The sequence below is a fragment of the Candidatus Gastranaerophilales bacterium genome (assembly GCA_028693235.1).
Lineage (GTDB): Bacteria > Cyanobacteriota > Vampirovibrionia > Gastranaerophilales > Gastranaerophilaceae > JAQUVW01.
The window spans coordinates 1-16097 of the sequence record JAQUVW010000005.1 but is presented as its reverse complement, the minus strand read 5'-3'; the positions used below and the strand labels follow the sequence as shown (position 1 = coordinate 16097).

18 protein-coding genes are annotated in these 16097 nt (G+C 32.3%); 14 read left to right on the top strand and 4 right to left on the bottom strand.

The features are described 5' to 3' along the window. Positions 1–2 precede the first annotated feature (2 nt). From PHV37_09005 to PHV37_08970, 8 genes are all read left to right on the top strand, one after another. The gene (locus PHV37_09005; protein ID MDD3238218.1) at positions 3–2327 is read left to right on the top strand and encodes a hypothetical protein; all 2325 of its coding nucleotides are present in this window, start codon (positions 3–5) and stop codon (positions 2325–2327) included. A 38-nt stretch (positions 2328–2365) separates the two neighbouring features. Further along, positions 2366–2515 (top strand): hypothetical protein, encoded by a 150-nt coding sequence (locus tag PHV37_09000; protein ID MDD3238217.1) that lies wholly within the window; start codon positions 2366–2368, stop codon positions 2513–2515. Between the two features lie 297 nt (positions 2516–2812). Next, positions 2813–3790, top strand: coding sequence for an RNA-directed DNA polymerase (locus PHV37_08995; protein MDD3238216.1), 978 nt, complete (start codon positions 2813–2815; stop codon positions 3788–3790). Next, the gene (locus PHV37_08990; protein MDD3238215.1) at positions 3744–4280 is read left to right on the top strand and encodes a hypothetical protein; all 537 of its coding nucleotides are present in this window, start codon (positions 3744–3746) and stop codon (positions 4278–4280) included. Before PHV37_08995 ends, PHV37_08990 begins: the two co-directional genes overlap by 47 nt. A gap of 67 nt (positions 4281–4347) precedes the next feature. Then, positions 4348–4686, top strand: coding sequence for a hypothetical protein (locus PHV37_08985; GenBank protein ID MDD3238214.1), 339 nt, complete (start codon positions 4348–4350; stop codon positions 4684–4686). Next, positions 4679–5230, top strand: coding sequence for a hypothetical protein (locus PHV37_08980; protein ID MDD3238213.1), 552 nt, complete (start codon positions 4679–4681; stop codon positions 5228–5230). Before PHV37_08985 ends, PHV37_08980 begins: the two co-directional genes overlap by 8 nt. A 1-nt stretch (position 5231) precedes the next feature. Continuing rightward, positions 5232–5453 (top strand): hypothetical protein, encoded by a 222-nt coding sequence (locus tag PHV37_08975; GenBank protein ID MDD3238212.1) that lies wholly within the window; start codon positions 5232–5234, stop codon positions 5451–5453. After that, the gene (locus tag PHV37_08970; GenBank protein ID MDD3238211.1) at positions 5450–5875 is read left to right on the top strand and encodes a lysozyme; all 426 of its coding nucleotides are present in this window, start codon (positions 5450–5452) and stop codon (positions 5873–5875) included. The genes PHV37_08975 and PHV37_08970 overlap by 4 nt, the downstream gene beginning before the upstream one ends. 375 nt (positions 5876–6250) lie before the next feature. On the opposite strand, the gene PHV37_08965 is transcribed toward PHV37_08970, so the two are convergent. The 3 genes from PHV37_08965 to PHV37_08955 form a co-directional block, all read right to left on the bottom strand. Continuing rightward, positions 6251–6883, bottom strand: coding sequence for a hypothetical protein (locus PHV37_08965; GenBank protein ID MDD3238210.1), 633 nt, complete (start codon positions 6881–6883; stop codon positions 6251–6253). Between the two features lie 65 nt (positions 6884–6948). Next, positions 6949–7161, bottom strand: coding sequence for a hypothetical protein (locus tag PHV37_08960; protein MDD3238209.1), 213 nt, complete (start codon positions 7159–7161; stop codon positions 6949–6951). Further along, positions 7158–7658 carry a hypothetical protein gene (locus PHV37_08955; GenBank protein MDD3238208.1) on the bottom strand — a complete coding sequence of 167 codons (501 nt, stop codon included), beginning with the start codon at positions 7656–7658 and terminating at the stop codon, positions 7158–7160. Before PHV37_08955 ends, PHV37_08960 begins: the two co-directional genes overlap by 4 nt. A gap of 198 nt (positions 7659–7856) precedes the next feature. On the opposite strand from PHV37_08955, the gene PHV37_08950 reads away from it, so the two are divergent. From PHV37_08950 to PHV37_08930, 5 genes are all read left to right on the top strand, one after another. After that, a complete protein-coding gene (locus PHV37_08950) occupies positions 7857–8705 on the top strand; it encodes a hypothetical protein (protein MDD3238207.1) in 849 nt (282 codons plus the stop codon). Between the two features lie 10 nt (positions 8706–8715). After that, on the top strand, positions 8716–9621 hold the full coding sequence (locus tag PHV37_08945) for a hypothetical protein (GenBank protein MDD3238206.1): 906 nt from the start codon (positions 8716–8718) through the stop codon (positions 9619–9621). Between the two features lie 59 nt (positions 9622–9680). After that, positions 9681–10355, top strand: a complete 675-nt coding sequence (locus PHV37_08940) for a hypothetical protein (protein MDD3238205.1) — start codon at positions 9681–9683, stop codon at positions 10353–10355. Between the two features lie 10 nt (positions 10356–10365). Beyond that, a complete protein-coding gene (locus PHV37_08935) occupies positions 10366–11004 on the top strand; it encodes a hypothetical protein (GenBank protein ID MDD3238204.1) in 639 nt (212 codons plus the stop codon). A gap of 94 nt (positions 11005–11098) precedes the next feature. Further along, entirely contained in the window at positions 11099–14029 is a 2931-nt protein-coding gene (locus PHV37_08930; protein ID MDD3238203.1) for a carboxypeptidase-like regulatory domain-containing protein, read from the top strand. Between the two features lie 236 nt (positions 14030–14265). Here PHV37_08930 and PHV37_08925 read toward each other — a convergent pair whose 3' ends face one another. Continuing rightward, complete coding sequence (locus PHV37_08925) at positions 14266–15213, bottom strand: phosphatase PAP2 family protein (protein MDD3238202.1); 948 nt, start codon at positions 15211–15213, stop codon at positions 14266–14268. A gap of 67 nt (positions 15214–15280) precedes the next feature. Here PHV37_08925 and PHV37_08920 point away from each other — a divergent pair, with 67 nt between their 5' ends. Next, positions 15281–15826 carry a hypothetical protein gene (locus tag PHV37_08920; protein ID MDD3238201.1) on the top strand — a complete coding sequence of 182 codons (546 nt, stop codon included), beginning with the start codon at positions 15281–15283 and terminating at the stop codon, positions 15824–15826. Positions 15827–16097: the final 271 nt, after the last annotated feature.

The window sequence follows — 16097 nt, the reverse complement described above, 5'->3', positions numbered from 1 at the left end:
AAATGATACCAGAAATTACACCAGTCAATACCTATTCAGGTAACGATAGCACAACAATATTTGATTTTAATTTCTATATTGAAAATGAAAATCAAATCGTTGTATATCATACCGATAAAGACGGAGTTCAAACGATATTAACAAAAGACACAGATTATTCAATCCATGCCGTAGGTAATGAAAATGGTAGTTATATCACATTCCCTCTTGCAGGTTCGACATATCCGATTTTAAAAGCTGAATCATCTCAAGGTGCAGGTGATGCAGAAAAAATATCAATTTGCCTTACTTTACCTATCAGTCAAGAATCAGAGTTTGGCACATCTTCAAAAATGAATTTAAAATCAATGGAATTATCATTCGATAAATTGACAAGAATATGTCAAATACTATCAAGAAAAACAGATAGAGCAATTAAAGTTCAAGAGGGTTCATCTGCAACTCCAGATGCTTTACTAGAAATAATCAATACAAAGGCACTTGCTGCTCAAAATTCTGCAACATCTGCTGCTACATCTGCGACTGCTGCAGAAACGGCAGAAACAAACGCAGAAACTGCAGAGGCTAATGCAGAAACAACTTACAATAATACTGTTTCAAAATATAATGAAGTTGTTTCAACTGTAGCAACAGAAAAAGCTGCAATAGAAACATTGTCAACTAATCAACAAACTGCAATCACAAATCTTGGCAATGCTACAAAAACAAACATTCAAGCACTTGGCATTTATATGGAAAATGGCAGATTGTTTTATTTCGATACAAACGGCATAAAACACGAATTTAGAAACGATTTTGGCGGCATTGCACCGATGCAAATTAAACATAAAGAAATAAAAAAAGTTGATGAGGGATTTGAACTTTATTGGGTTGACCCAGATGATTCAGCTTATGAAAATAATGTTTATTGTAACTGGGATAATACAGTCATTGTAAGAAAAGAAAATTCTTATCCCGAATCTCCTTTTGATGGCGATGTTGTAATAACTTCCGATGTAAGAAATCAATATGCAGAAACTCCATATATAGACGAGGTTGACAACACTAAAGATTATAAATACAGGGCTTTCCCTTGTTCCATCAACGGTGTTTATTCTTTACATGATGATAACAAATTTGGGGCTTGGATTTATTCATTTACAAAAATCAAAGCTGAATCTGTTCCATCTAAAAAAATTATTTACAGAGGTTCAAACGAACATTACGAAGAAATGAAAATGAACTTTACCTCTGGTATAAACAATGAGGGGGATTGGAAAGATGCACCATTCTTATTAAAAGACAGACTTACTCCTTGTATGGTTTATAACACTGATAGTGCAAATTGTGGTGAAGTTGCATATTTTTTGGATAAAAACAATTACAAGAAAAAAGAAGATGGAACAACTTCCGATGTAACAGATACATCAAAACCAATGAATGCATTTATGCGTATTAAATTGATGTATAGGTGGAAAAGAAAAGATGCAAGTGGGAATGAACTCGTAGATATTTCAAACGTAAAAGTAAATGATAATTACAAACCATATGGGGATTTTGTAAAATCAGACGGAACATTGAGAGAATATGTATATTTGCCGATTTATAGAGGTTCTCTTGTAAGTGGAAAAGCCCGTTCAATGAGTGGTGGACTTACTCCAATGAGCGGTCAAACTGCACAAAGCGAAAGAACATATTGCCAAGCTAACGGTGCAGGTCATGATATGATTACGAGTGAATCTTGGGAAATGATTAGAGATTTATTTCATCTATTATATAAAACAACAGATTCTCAATCGGCTTTAGGTCAAGGTAAATCTGATGGTGGTAATTCAGTTGCAGCTTGTCTTGTTTCTGGAACAATGGACGACAAAGGCTATTTCTTTGGTTCAACTTCAACATCTGTTGGAGTTAAATTCCTTGGAATGGAAAACAGATGGGCTTCTCAATGGGAACGTGTTCTCGGTTGGGTTATGGTCGATGGAGTTCAAAAGGTGAAACGATGCCAGGGAACTTCTGACGGTTCAAGCGTGTCTGATTTTAACTTTACTGGTGAGGGTTATATTGCATTAACTGAATTACCAACACTATCTGGAACATCTGGAGGATATATTTCACAAATGCAAACAGTTGATGATGTCGGAACATTCCCTACTGTTGTTTCTGGTTCAAGTAGCACAAATGAATGTGATGGTATGTGGTATAACAATGCAGGAGCTGTGGTTGCTCTTCGTGGAGGTGCTTCGCGCGACGGTGCTATTTGTGGAGTGTCTTGCTCTTCCTTGCATGTTGCTGCCTCGTTTGCGTACTGGGATATCGGCTCGTCCGTTTCCTACAAACCTCTTTAAGGGGGTTTGGGGGATTTCTCCCCCAGAAGAACTTTTAAATGATAAAAAAAATTAGGGATTTAGTTGTCGCTATGGTTGCTATTCGTGGAGGTAATTCGAACAACGGTGCTATTTGTGGAGTGTCTTGCTCTAACTTGAATAATGCTGCCTCGAATGCGAACTGGAATATCGGCTCGTCCATTTCTTAAAAATAAAAATTTCTAATGGCAGCTACTTTCCTCACCCCTTGGTGAAAATAAACCGAACAAGAGGCACTGTTTAGTAGCATATGAATGTAGGGTGAAAGACGGTGAGGTATTTAAGAAACTAATGAAAACATACAAAAACCTCTATTTGAAAAACTTATCAGTTATGAAAATTTAGAAAAAGCTGTTATCAATTCATCTGAACACAAACTCGACAGAAGTAAAATAAGACGTGCAGTCGCACACAAAGACAAAGTTATTCGCAGACTACAATATCTTTTAAAATCTAAAAAATTTGTTATGCCAAAACACAAAGGCGAAGATATAAACGATGGCATTGAACAAAAGAAAAGAATAATTGTAAAACCATATTACGTGTATGATTTGATTTTACAATGGGCAGTAATACAAGTTCTGTTGCCAATAATAATGAAAGGTATGTATGAATGGTCTTGCGGTTCGATAGCACGTCGAGGTGGTGTTTATGGCAAAAAATATATTGTCAAATACATAAAAAGAAATCCGGATAAAATTAAATATGCAGCAAAAGGTGATATTTATCATTTCTTTGAATCAGTTGATATTGGAAGATTAAAAGAAATGTTCAAATCAATTATCAGAGATGAAAATATGCTCTGGGTAATAAATATGATTCTTGATTGCAATATGGTTGAATATAAAGGCAAAATGATTAATGTCGGTTTGCCTATCGGTTTTTACACATCACAATATTTTGCAAACTTTTATCTGCAGGGGTTAGACCATTTTCTAAAAGAAAAAATGCATATAAAATGCTACGTTCGCTATGTTGATGATTTTATAATGTTTGGAAGAAATAAAAAAGAATTGCACAAAACAATGTTTGAAATATCAAAATATCTTGCTGCAATAGATTTAAAATTGAAATCTAATCATCAAGTATTCAGATTTGATTATATTGATAAAAATGGTAAAAGATGTGGCAGACCCATTGATTTTATGGGCTTTAAATTTTACAGAGATAAAACAACGATTCGCAGAAAAACTTTTTTGAAATCAATGCGTAAATTTGTCAAGGTTTCAAAATTAAAAGTTATTGATGTTCATTCTGCAAGGCAAGCACTTTGTTACAAAGGATATTACAAGCATACAGATTCATACAGAATCTTTAAAGATGTTGTGTGTAAACTTGTGAACTTTGGAAACTGTAAAAAAATCGTGAGTAATTATGACAAACGTAAGGAGATTAAAAATGAAATTAAATTGGAGAAATGTAGAAAGTCTTGTAGAACCACTTGAAGTTGATGCAATAACAACTCAAAGTGGTATTTATTTGAGAAAAGATATAACAGAATCAGATGGTAAATATACCTATAAAGAAGTTTTGTTATCAAATGATTACAGATATGACATTCTTGATACAGAAGAATATAAAGCTAAACTGCTTGATGATTTTAAAATTTTAGTCCAGGAAGAAAATGAAAATACACTTGCTGCAAAAAAAACTATTACAACAAGCATTGGAGATTTTTCAATTAAAACTCCAACATATGATTTTATTTTTTGCTTGATGGCATTGAAAGATTTACCAACAGGAATCCCTGCAGGAAAATTGAGGCTTGCTGATGGGACTGCAGTTCCTGCAATGACACAAGCACAAGTTCAAGCATTATATTTTGAGTTCACAACTCTTGTCGCTGAACTTGATACAAAGTTTGTAGGTTACAAAACAAACATAAATGCAGCTGCAACAATAGATGCACTTGAACAAATAGAAATAGTTTATTAGGAGTTCTCATGAATAGACCGATTGAGAACGTATTAAAGGCTTATTTAAAAGCTGAAAGGGGAAATGTATGGGAAGAATTATCAACAAGCTTAAAACAATATATATTAAAATTGATGATTGTCGTGAAGAAAAATTAAAAACTTTTTTAGCAAATGACATTTTAAAAGGATTTGATGAATTTAAAAATGCCGATGATTTACGCAAAGCAGCAGCACTTGCAGTTGTAAATGCAGTTTCTGCTTATGCTGCAACTTATGGAATGCCTGCACTTACGGATGATGTCAAAAACCAAATTGCCGAACAAAGTGCAAAAGTTTTCAAAAAACTAAATAAAAAACTGCAAGACAAACTTAATAAAAAATCAAAAGCATATTTAAAAAGACATGGGGAGGTGCAAGGTGATTGATTTCGAAAATCTTGATAAAAGCAGAATATATCTTGGTCTGCAATATGGTCAGAATAGTATCATAGCAAAAGAGATTCGCAGATTCTCAAAATGCTATGCACCTAACTCAAAAGATATACCAACACACACACTTGCCTTTGTTTACAGACTTAACTCTTGGTGGATATATGAATCTCACGCAAAAGGATATAAAGCCCTTGGAGTTCCAGAGGGAGTGCGAAGATACAAATTAAATATCTGGAATCATATCGAGGAGAAATCTTTAAATGAATTTAAAGCATTCCCACTTGATATTGATTTTGAAAATTTAGAACATTATATCGGAATGCCTTACGGAATCGGAGATATAAAAAGTCTATTGAGAGCATCTATATTCAGAAATAACGGAAAACAAAAAGATAGACAAGGTTTGATTTGTAGTGAATATATCGCTCTTTGTTATCCTACAATTTGCAAGTTCTACAATTTACCTGCTTATTGCATCACTCCTGCTCACTTCCAAAATTATTTAGAAGTGAACGAAATTATAAGTATGGAGGGATAATATGAACTGGCAAATAGATTGGCAAGTGTTGATTATTTCAATATTTGGTTCTGGTGGCATTGGTTGGATATTCGCAAGATTAGCAATTAAAGATTTGATTAGAACGGAATTACAGAATTATGTTGAGTGTAAATATTGCAACATGCAGCACGACAACCTAACTGGAATGATGAAATCAATAAACAAAAAATTAGACATCTTAATCAAAAAGGAGCTAGAATGAAGATTACAGAAAAAGGTATAAAATTAATAAAAAATTTTGAGGGCTGCAGACTTAAAGCATATAAATGCCCTGCAGGAATTGCAACAATCGGATATGGTCATACTAACAAAGTTCACATGGACGATGTAATAACTCAAGCCGATGCAGATAGATTATTAAAAGAAGATTTAATAATCCATGAAAATAATGTATCAAAACTTGTTAAAGTTTCATTAAATCAAAATCAATTTGATGCACTTGTTTGCCTCGAATACAATATCGGATATGGTAATCTTGCAAGTTCAACATTATTGAAAATGCTTAATTCAAAAAATTATAAAAGTGCAGCAAGTCAATTTGACAGATGGGTGTATGCAGGAAATAAAATTCTCCCCGGACTTGTCAAAAGACGGCACGCAGAAAAAGAACTATTCTTGGCATAATGCCATTGTTTTAATGTTCATTTTCCTCACTCGAAAGAGTGGGGATTTTTTTATGCAATTTTTTTATGTTTCAAAATATAAAGAATTTTGTTTGATTCTTTGCTCTGTAAAAAGTTTAAAATGCAATAAGCAACATTATTTACAGGATTTCGAGAAAGTTCGATTGTAACAGCGTCGTTCCCGCCATTTACAAATTGACCCTTTTTAAGGGTCTTTTTTGTTTGTGCTTGCTATAACTATAACCTTTCTAGGACCTTTTGATGGGAGTTTGAGTGGCAAGAGTGCCACATTTAGGCTAATTGAGGCTAGTCTTTAGCGTTGAGATTTAGATGAATGACTTGATGTTTCTTTGAAAAAGAAGCAGTTTAACCATTTTTATTTTATTAGATTTGTTTTTGGTAAATTACTTAGTTCAATAAGTATTGCGTATCTTATACTTCGTGATTTTACACCTTTAGGAAGCATGCTTTTTCTACCGAATTTATTGTACGTAGTAACAATGGTCGCTGTTTTTGGAATCTCTTGTTTTGAAAAATCCATTTCCCCAACTTCAATTATTATACCTTTTTCGGGTTGTATGCTTATCTTTGAAAGTTTTATTTCTCCAATATTTTTCCTATTACCCCAGTATCGTTGATGTTTATATAGCTTTTCCAATTCATTTTGTGTGGTGCCTATATAAAGTTTTGAATTTATTTCAGGTCTTTCTCTGTATATTTTAAAAGCATCTGATATTTGAGTTATTTTTACAGACATTGTTTTTGTGTTGTTTAGAATTTCTTTAGGAAGTTCAAAAGTTACAATATTATAATTTCCGGGGGTAATTTTTGTATCAACAATCAGTACATATTTAGATGTACAAGGATTGTGAATACAATTTTCTTCAATTGCTTTTAATATATATTTAGTTTGATTTGTACAAGCTTTCAAATCATTAATTATTTTTGCATCGCAAAGACTAATTGCTTCGATTGGACAGTCAATACCGGCAGCACAACCGAGAATCATCCCCGGTAATAGAAATGGTGCTAAAGCAGCACCTCCTGCTGCAACTATGGCTGCAGAACCTGCTCCTACCCCGACTGCAATTCCGGTGGGATTATTTTTTTATCATCATCGGGAGTAGGTGTCGGCGTTGGAGTTGGTGGAATTACAGATTCATCAAGAAAAATTTCAGGGATATAATTTCCATCTTCACCACAACTTGAACTGCAAAATCCATAATTAGAATGAAAAAAACAAGATAATATTAATATAAAGCTACATAAATAATTTTTATTTATCATATTCCGACCGCCGTTATAGTCATTACTCCATTGTAAACACCAGTATTTACACCATTCTTTGTATATACAATTGGGTTAAAAATTTGAGATGTATTATCTCCCCCCGGTGTGGCATTTATGATGTCGTAACTCGGAGTTATAGATAAATCACCAGGGTCAAAAGTGTAATGAGTTGTTGTATGTTCTAAACTGTCAAATGTAGGTATTACCTTTATTGACATTGGTGTATTTACTTTGTATTTAAATTTAACACTATCGTAAGTTATCTTATACCTGTAAGGATTGCTTTTATCTTTATTTATTGCAACATGGGGGATTTTATCTCCCGAATTGAATGGGATATTAAATTCTGAATATAATATTTTGTCAAAACCGAACTTCTCATCAAGAGCACCCTGTACTGTTACGGCTGCGTTATTTTCATCTTGTGCAAAAACAAATGTTCCAAAACTTAATACATATAATATGAAAAATATTTTTATATAATAATGTTTCATTTCCTACTTTACTCCTCTACAACTGAGTCTATCAATGAAATAGGTTTTTCTATATATCTAAATGGTGAAAATCAAGAATATATTTTTAGATTATACAAGTTGCTAATTAATTTATTTTAGAAATCGTTTAAGTTGCTTTTGAGATTGAGGAAATTAATGTTTAAGAAATTGATATTACCTTTAATAATGATATATATAATGACAAATTTGCCCGCACAAGCAGATGGAATAAGTCTGAATACAGCAGGAATAGTTCAAACTATGAGCGGGACTACTTTAAATTTGTCGATTCCAATTACTTTAACGACAGGGACTTTGAATAATAGATATTCTTATTACGTTTTGTTTCCAAATTCAACAATTAGCGGGCCTGTTGCTATTCCTACGACTAATATATCTTTATATAGACCATCTTTCGGAGGGTGGACAAATGTCACAAATATAAATACATCTTATTTTGTTGATTTTTTGACAACAAATACTTCCAATATAAAGACTATGCAAATGCAAATAAATGGATATGGCTCATATACCGCAGGAATTCATACAGTTCCAATCAGAATCGTTATAGTAAGTGGGAATGAGCAAACAGCTAGTATCGATTATAATTTAGTCTTGAATAGTAATGAGGTCTTAGAAATTACAGCCTCAACAGTTAATCCTCAAATTAAAATTGAGGAAGCTGATATTTTTAATCCTTCATTTATAAAATACAATGACTTGGATACTGTTTTAAAAATAAAAGCCAATATGCCTTGGAACTTATATTTGATAACATCTTCTGATTATTCCGGAGATACTTGTGATAGTTATTATGATTTATCAACAGCAGCTAGTTCTGGAGTTACGTTGTATCAAAATTCTCAACCAATTACGTTGAACCAAAAATACAAAATTGCATCAGGTACTTCCACAATTGACTCGAACAATAATCTTGTAGAAAAACCCATTACCGTTAGGTATAGAATTTCAAAGAAATCTGCAACGGTAGCCCCTCAAAGTGGAACTTACGATAAGCATATAAATTATCAGATAGAAAAGCAGTAGAGGAAATAAAATGAACATAAAAAATATATTTTTATCTTTAATTTGTCTTATGCAATTTAGTTCAATGGCCGATGCTTCCATAAAAGTAAGTCCTTTATTCGTAGAATTGAAATCTAATAATAGTAGAAATGATTTTGTGACAGCTTCGATAAACGTGGAAGCTGACAAAAATGAAACCGTCAGATACAAAATTTATCCGGAGTTTTTTAGAATTTCAGAAAAAGGCGATATGAATATTATAGATTTGAAAGATTCACCTGATTCGTTAATTCGAAATGCAAAATATGTTCCTAATGAATTTACTCTAAAAGACGGGAAGCCTCAAAAAGTAAGAATTACAGTTACAAATCTAAAACAGCTTCCTGTTGGAGAATCAAGAATGGTTGTGTTCTTTGAGGATGTGGCAACAAAAGAACTTTTATTATCAAATCCTAATCCAAATATGACAACAAAATTAATTGTAAAAACAAGAATAGGTGTTCCGATTTATTTTGATAAAGGAAATATAGCTAGAGCCGCTAATTTTGATGATTTATCTATTAAAAATAATGGTGATAAGAATCTAACTTACAATGTTAAATTATCATCAAAGGGAAACAGTAGAATAAGATGTTCAGGCAAGGCTCAGATAATAAAAGACGGTCAATTGGTCTCTGAATATAATCTTAATCCGATGGTGTTGGCTCAATCAAGTAACTATTTTAATTCGGGCGAAATACCTTTGAAAGACATAACTTCCGCCGGAAAATATAATTTACGATTAACAATTTCTTATCAAGATGGAAAAAATAAATTGAGAAAGATGTACAAAGAACAAATATTTGAGGTCAGTTCGGTTAAAACTTCTCAAATAAACCAAGACAATATAACAACAGAGAAAAATACAACCGCTCAAAAAATAGAAAACTATCAATAGTTATTATATATAACAATTATTTATTAAATAATCTTAAAATTAAGGGAGGAATTAATTAAATGAGATTAAAAAGTTTAACTGGGTTGCTATTAGTAGCAACAATGATTTCAACTGCAACAATGAGCTATGCCGAGGAAAGTAGCAGTAGTAGTGGGTGTTCAAAGAGTGCAGATTGTACGGTTCAAGCAGTAATGCCATCTTGTATTTGTATTACAGCTACTGCACCATTGGTTTCAGGTAATTTGGATTGCCAAACAGGTAAATTTTCAAGCGCTGCACCAATTGCAAGTTATTCAGTAAAAACGAATGATAAAACAGTAAAATTGTATCTTTCAGCAAAGAATATATGTAGTAATGGCTCTGCAAATTCTTTTTTTCAAGATGGAGCATCAAATAATTATATAGTTTTAACAAATACAGGAACTAATCAAGCAAACACATCAGCTGTAACAAATTGTAAGTCTATCACTCCAGCACCTTCTCCGGGAAGTAATCCTAATGCAATAGCATTTGGCATCAGTGAGTTTAATTATAATTCTGCAGTAGTGTCGCCAACTTCATTTGAGAATACCAAAGGTCAATACACATTTGCTCCAACGATAATAACTTCTTCAACAGGAATACCTTTTACAGTTGCTTTAGCTACTACGAATAGAGCAGGAACGTGGGGATATGAAACTGATTTGGCTGGAAATTATCAATCCATTGTAACACTCAGTTCCGTTTCATTGTAAGTGGCGAATTATGAAGTTTACAAAATATATTATTTTATCTTTGATATTGGTTGAATTAGTAGCTCCTTGTTCTTTTGGGGCTACTAATATCTCCGCAACTTTAAAAGTTAATGTTTCATCAAGTATTCAGATAAAAGCATTAAATTCAAAAGAAGTTACATCTATCGATTGTAATAGTGGAAATATGACACTTGTGAGTCCTCAATTTTCGCTAAAAAGTAATTGTAACTGTGCGAAAATAGGAATGACGGCATCTGTACAAGGCAAAACGACCAGAACGGCATTTTGTGAAATTGACGGGGTCCCTTGCCTTACCTTTGCAAATACTTCGATGGGATTTATCCCTTCTGATTCTAGTATAATTTCAGCACAACACTCAGGTGCTTCAGCCTCTTCTAATCCGAATGTTATTTCTTATCCTGTTACAACCGGTCCCAATACAGGGTCTTTAACTATGACTTTTTCAAATGCAAGAAGTCCCTTTGGCTCTGGAAAATATTTTTCAATAGCTAAGACTGGTGGAGGAGTTTTGAATGGGAGCGTGAGACTCAACATTTCCGGAGCTCCTGCTTCTGGAACTTATCTTTTTGGTAGCGATTCAGCAGGTACTTATCAGGCAATAGTTACTGTTTCAGCATATGAATTGTAAAAGTTTGATTAATTATCAATATAAATAGATTTAAAAATTAATGATAAAAAGTTTGATTAAATTACTAATCCTATTTTTAATAGGTTTATTTTCTTTGCCAGTATTTGCGGCTTGTGCCAATCCCGAAAATACAATTTCTTATATTGTCATTAATGACCAAGATACTTTTGATGTTGAAATCTTGTATCTTCCAAATTCTCAAATTTATCTTCCTTTTAAACAAATGGCAGTTTTGTTTGATATCCCCTTTAAAGTTAATCATGGGGCTAATGAAATCTGTTTTGAAACTCCTGACCACCAAAAAGGGGTCGTTTCTCTTAGCAATATTAAACTCGACAACAAAGTTATTTCCACTGCTAAAAATTATTATTTAAAATCCGGAATAATGGCAGATATAAAAGATGAGATTTTTGTCCCTCCTCAAGTTTTAGGCGACCTTTTTGGAGTCGCTTTTAATCCAAAATCTGATGATTTATCGGTAGAGGCAACGACTGAACGAAATTTATCAGCTTTAAAAAAAGAAGAATTAATAGATTCATCAGGTAATTCTAAACAAATTAAAGGCTATACGCAAATTGTCTTGCCTGATGAAAAGAGAAAAATCTCTCTTGATAGGGTTTCATTTAATAATAATACGACTTCAGATTCGTATGCACAAATGTTATATAACCAAATGAATTCCAATTTCATGTTTAATAATAACACTCAAATAGCTATGAATGGGCAAGCTTATGGCGGTAAATATACCATTGATTATAACACTTTTAATTACACTGATAAGCTATTCTCTTTTGGAGGGTTAGGATTAAGGTATGAAAATGAGTATAAAAACAATTATTATCAAGTAGGAAAAGTTTCTGGAATTGGGGCTGAAAACTCAATTGGTGAAAATACGTTTGGCATAAATATTAAAAATTACAATGAAAATGAAAAAAAAATAGAAGATAAAAACGGATATGTATCCGCCGGAAGTATCGTAAATGTCTACGTAAATGGTGATTTTTTAGAATCTTTAAATACTTATAACGGCTACTATTCTTTAAAAGAGGCACATCTTCCTAAAAATTTATTAAGTATAAAACTTGAGGAAGAAAAAGAAACTGGTGAAAAAAACACATTTTTTGATGAAAAATATGATACATCTGATTATAGGTTCAAAAAAAGAAAGCCCAAGAATGTTTTTTTAATTGGTGCAAACGGCTTTAATAATAGGTTGTGGGCTGAAAATGGGGCTTTATATGCCGCAAATGCTAAGAAATTAGTTATTGGACTAAGTGATACAAGGGTTATTACAGATAAGTTACAAATTGAAAACAAAATAACAGCTGACAAAATAGTGAAAGCACCTGATTATAATATTTGGGGAATGTCTTATTCAAAGGCACCTAGTTTGTATTCCGGTACTTATATTAATTCTAACAATTTGGAAGGAGTAACTTGTTCAACAGATGCAGAATATCGTTTTAATAAAAATCTTTCACTTTTTTCAACCTTAGCACTCAGTGCTAGTAATGATAAATCGATATCTCAATTAGGTGCAGGTTATAAAGCAGAAATTTCGCCACGATTTAAAACTGAAAAATATGAAATTAATGCAAGAGCATACAATTATTCTCCTTCATTTTATCTTGCAGCAACGGAGTTTGGTACTGTGACAGACAGACTTGGAGTTGGGATAAATGCTTCAGGTGATACAAAAGTCGGAAATATCGGATTTAGTCTTAACCATTATTATTCTAATTTGAATCATAAATTCGAAAATGGAATTATGAAATTCAATGAATTGAATTTTAGATATTCTCTTTCTTTGAGTAAATATGGAAACGTAAATATCAATACAAATATTCGCCAAGGTGAAAATGATACAACAATGGTAAATAACACATATTACAACGTTGAGTATAATAAGAATATTGGCAGAAATTTGTATCTTACAATTGGGCAAAATGTCAGCAATTTAAAGACTGAATCTTTTATCCCCCAATCGTCTTACTCTGACACATCTTCAGAATATAAAATGCAATATACAAAATTAAATTGGCAGATTCCCAGTGGAAAAGGCGGTCTTCAAATTGCGAATGAAGGCGTGAAAATCGGTGGAAATAATTTTATTAATGATTATCAAATAGCAAGAATCGAATATACATTTCCAATGTTAAAAAGAATCAATTTATCTATTGGTACAGGTTATCGTTATACAGGTGATATCCCCGGGTTTGAGTATCTCGTGAAATTAGGCTATTCGACTAAGTCAGGAAGGACATATTTTTTGAATTATCAATATAGCAAGCTTAATGGCTATATGGTTGATAATATGTTCATTCCGGGGAGCAATCGACATTCGATTAACCTTTCGGTTAATGATAATTTTGCTGTTTTAAATGGCTTACGCTCAGTTGGAATTACTGATAGGAATAAGGGGTTTGTTAATGTCGTGGCTTATTTAGACAAAAATGAAAATGGTAAATTTGATAAAAGTGATGTAAAAGTTAAAGGTGTTCCAATAAAATGTAGTTGGAAAAATGAGATTATATATACAAATTCAAAAGGTACTATTCCTGTACAGGCAATTAATCAAGGTGTATATCAAATAAGCGTTGATACGGAATCGCTTCCTACTATACTATCTCTTTCAAAGGAGTGTAAAGAATCAAATATTGTAAAAATAGATGCTGAAAAAAATACTAATATTGAAATTCCGATTGAAAGTTCTGTCGGAAATATAACCGGCAAATTAGTTATCAAAGATGATTTCGATAGGGATTTGCCTATAAAAGACTTTATAATTGTTGTTGATGATAATGACGGCAATGAAATAGCTTATACTACTGTTAATAATGACGGAAGCTATTATTTTTCAGGAATAAAACCGGGTAAATATACGGTTAAACTTGATAACTCATTTATTGAAGACTATTCATTAGAAACAATTGAAGGTATGAGCGAAAAGCATTTTGAGATTCCTTATGTATATAAAAAATTTGTTGAAATAAATGATTTAAATTTAGAATATAAAAGCTTGTGATTATTTGATTTTACAACTATGGTTAAGTGTAATGATTGATTTTCTTTTTGTTGAGGTATTTTCTTGAAAATGGAGCAAATATCTTCAAGAGTAAGCAAATACTCAAGCAGCACAATTCAAAACCGAATAAAATCTATTTTAAAAATCTTCCAAAAGAAGTTCAAGGACTTAAGCTCTTGCCAAATGGCACACTATAATAGCAGGTAAGGTTGCGTGTCTGTTTTATCTATCTTAATTTATAAATTCATTTTTTTAATTATAAACGGATAAATTGCTGTTATAAAAAGTCCTAAAAACATCAATAAAAAGCAAGTTGCCTTTGCGTAGCCCAAAATATCTATTAAATACTTTTCGCCAACTCCGAGTACAAGTCCAATAACCAAAGCACCTGTTAAAAATCTAAAAATCTTACGTAAAACAGTTCCGTTTTCAGGCACAAAATTTATAAATTTTCTTTCAACAATCCACCCCGTAAAAAATCCGAGCAAATATCCAAAGCAAACAAAAGAGCCATCTTTAATCCATGCAGGGTCAACTAGGATTTTGCCATTCAAATAATCTATCGGAAAATTTTTAACCAAAACATATCTTTCATATAAACAAGTAAGAGCCATCGCTACACAATAAGCTATAACATCACGATTTTTGCCATTATTTATCCAATTTATTAAATATTTTGCAATAAACCAAACCCCGACACCCACAATTATTGAAACGATAACATCTTGAGGAGTGTGAACCCCGATATAATTACGAGAAAAAGCAACCAAAACAACCATAGCAAAAAATATATTTCTTATTACTTTTTTATCCCATTTCAAAAAAGCATAACCACCCCAAACAGCCATAGAGTTGGCAGTATGTCCACTTGGGAAAGAGTACCCATATGCCATTTTCATAGCAGACTTTATCGGATGCACTTCAGAATTCAAAATCCAAGGACGATATATGCAAGCGGTCATTTTCAACATTTGGGTTATCCAAAACGAAATAGCAACAGTGAACAACAAAAACACACCGTCTTTTTTGTTTACACACCAATATATGCACGAAACAAAAAGCAATGGTATCAAAAACTCACCGAACATCGTCACAATAAGAAAAAAATGGTCTAAAATTCCATTAGTCATTTCTCGAAAATGTTGCAATAACAAAAGATAAGAAATTTGTGATTTCAAATACATAAAAAATCCTTTATAATAATAAAGGATATTTTATCATAATATATTAAAATACAAAAAAGGGGTAAGAATGAAAAAATTATTAACTGCATTAACTATTTTAACTTTGATGACACTTCCTGCATTTGCAGAACCAATGCAAATAAAAGTAAAAGCAATATCTTACATCTCAACAAAAACCCCAACCCCCTATATAAATGTAACGACCTTAGCAGATGCAACCTTACCTACAGATTTATTTTTGCCAAAAGGAACGATATTATATGGCAACATGATTGACATTGTGCAACCACAAAAATACGGCAAAAATGCAACCTTCTCATTTCAATTAACCGAATATAAAAAAGCAAATGGAATTAAACAAACATTAGCCCAACCTATTATTCTCAAATACAAACAACAAATGCGACCAAATTTCGAACGTTCAACTTTTAGCGTAGAAGGCAATAATGGATGGGCAACAGAGTTTTCACCACATGACATTACGCTCATGAAAGAAAGCACAAGTCCTGTAGATTTTTTAAAAAAAGAAATGATAAAAGATTCAATATTTGATACAGGATGGCAAATTGAACTAAAACCGGGAAATACACTTTTCTTCAAATACGAAAACTAGCATTGTTGTAAAGTTTTGTTAAAAAAACAGCAAAAAACACTAAAAAAGTTAAATATACCGCATGATTACGCCGATTAACATGTTACCAAAAAGCACTTTACTATATTGTAACGGAAAAGGGAATAAGTTATGTGGATTGATTTACTGTTAAAACTCGCAGGTAGCGGGAAAGCAACAAATAGCGGAATTAAACAAGAAGATATAGACAAGCTGAAAGAAGCACAAGAGCAAGGAATCTTGGGTGCATCTATTTTTTCACAAGACATTTCGT

Excerpts from the sequence above, each read along its gene's own strand:
- PHV37_08920 (MDD3238201.1), top strand. The coding sequence starts at position 15,281 with ATGAAAAAATTATTAACTGCATTAACTATTTTAACTTTGATGACACTT.
- PHV37_08940 (MDD3238205.1), top strand. The coding sequence starts at position 9,681 with ATGAGATTAAAAAGTTTAACTGGGTTGCTATTAGTAGCAACAATGATT.
- PHV37_08955 (MDD3238208.1), bottom strand. The coding sequence starts at position 7,658 with ATGAAACATTATTATATAAAAATATTTTTCATATTATATGTATTAAGT.
- PHV37_09005 (MDD3238218.1), top strand. The coding sequence starts at position 3 with ATGATACCAGAAATTACACCAGTCAATACCTATTCAGGTAACGATAGC.
- PHV37_08965 (MDD3238210.1), bottom strand. The coding sequence starts at position 6,883 with ATGATTCTCGGTTGTGCTGCCGGTATTGACTGTCCAATCGAAGCAATT.
- PHV37_08925 (MDD3238202.1), bottom strand. The coding sequence starts at position 15,213 with ATGTATTTGAAATCACAAATTTCTTATCTTTTGTTATTGCAACATTTT.
- PHV37_08970 (MDD3238211.1), top strand. The coding sequence starts at position 5,450 with ATGAAGATTACAGAAAAAGGTATAAAATTAATAAAAAATTTTGAGGGC.
- PHV37_08990 (MDD3238215.1), top strand. The coding sequence starts at position 3,744 with ATGAAATTAAATTGGAGAAATGTAGAAAGTCTTGTAGAACCACTTGAA.
- PHV37_08950 (MDD3238207.1), top strand. The coding sequence starts at position 7,857 with ATGACAAATTTGCCCGCACAAGCAGATGGAATAAGTCTGAATACAGCA.
- PHV37_09000 (MDD3238217.1), top strand. The coding sequence starts at position 2,366 with ATGATAAAAAAAATTAGGGATTTAGTTGTCGCTATGGTTGCTATTCGT.
- PHV37_08995 (MDD3238216.1), top strand. The coding sequence starts at position 2,813 with ATGCCAAAACACAAAGGCGAAGATATAAACGATGGCATTGAACAAAAG.
- PHV37_08935 (MDD3238204.1), top strand. The coding sequence starts at position 10,366 with ATGAAGTTTACAAAATATATTATTTTATCTTTGATATTGGTTGAATTA.
- PHV37_08985 (MDD3238214.1), top strand. The coding sequence starts at position 4,348 with ATGGGAAGAATTATCAACAAGCTTAAAACAATATATATTAAAATTGAT.
- PHV37_08975 (MDD3238212.1), top strand. The coding sequence starts at position 5,232 with ATGAACTGGCAAATAGATTGGCAAGTGTTGATTATTTCAATATTTGGT.
- PHV37_08945 (MDD3238206.1), top strand. The coding sequence starts at position 8,716 with ATGAACATAAAAAATATATTTTTATCTTTAATTTGTCTTATGCAATTT.
- PHV37_08960 (MDD3238209.1), bottom strand. The coding sequence starts at position 7,161 with ATGATAAATAAAAATTATTTATGTAGCTTTATATTAATATTATCTTGT.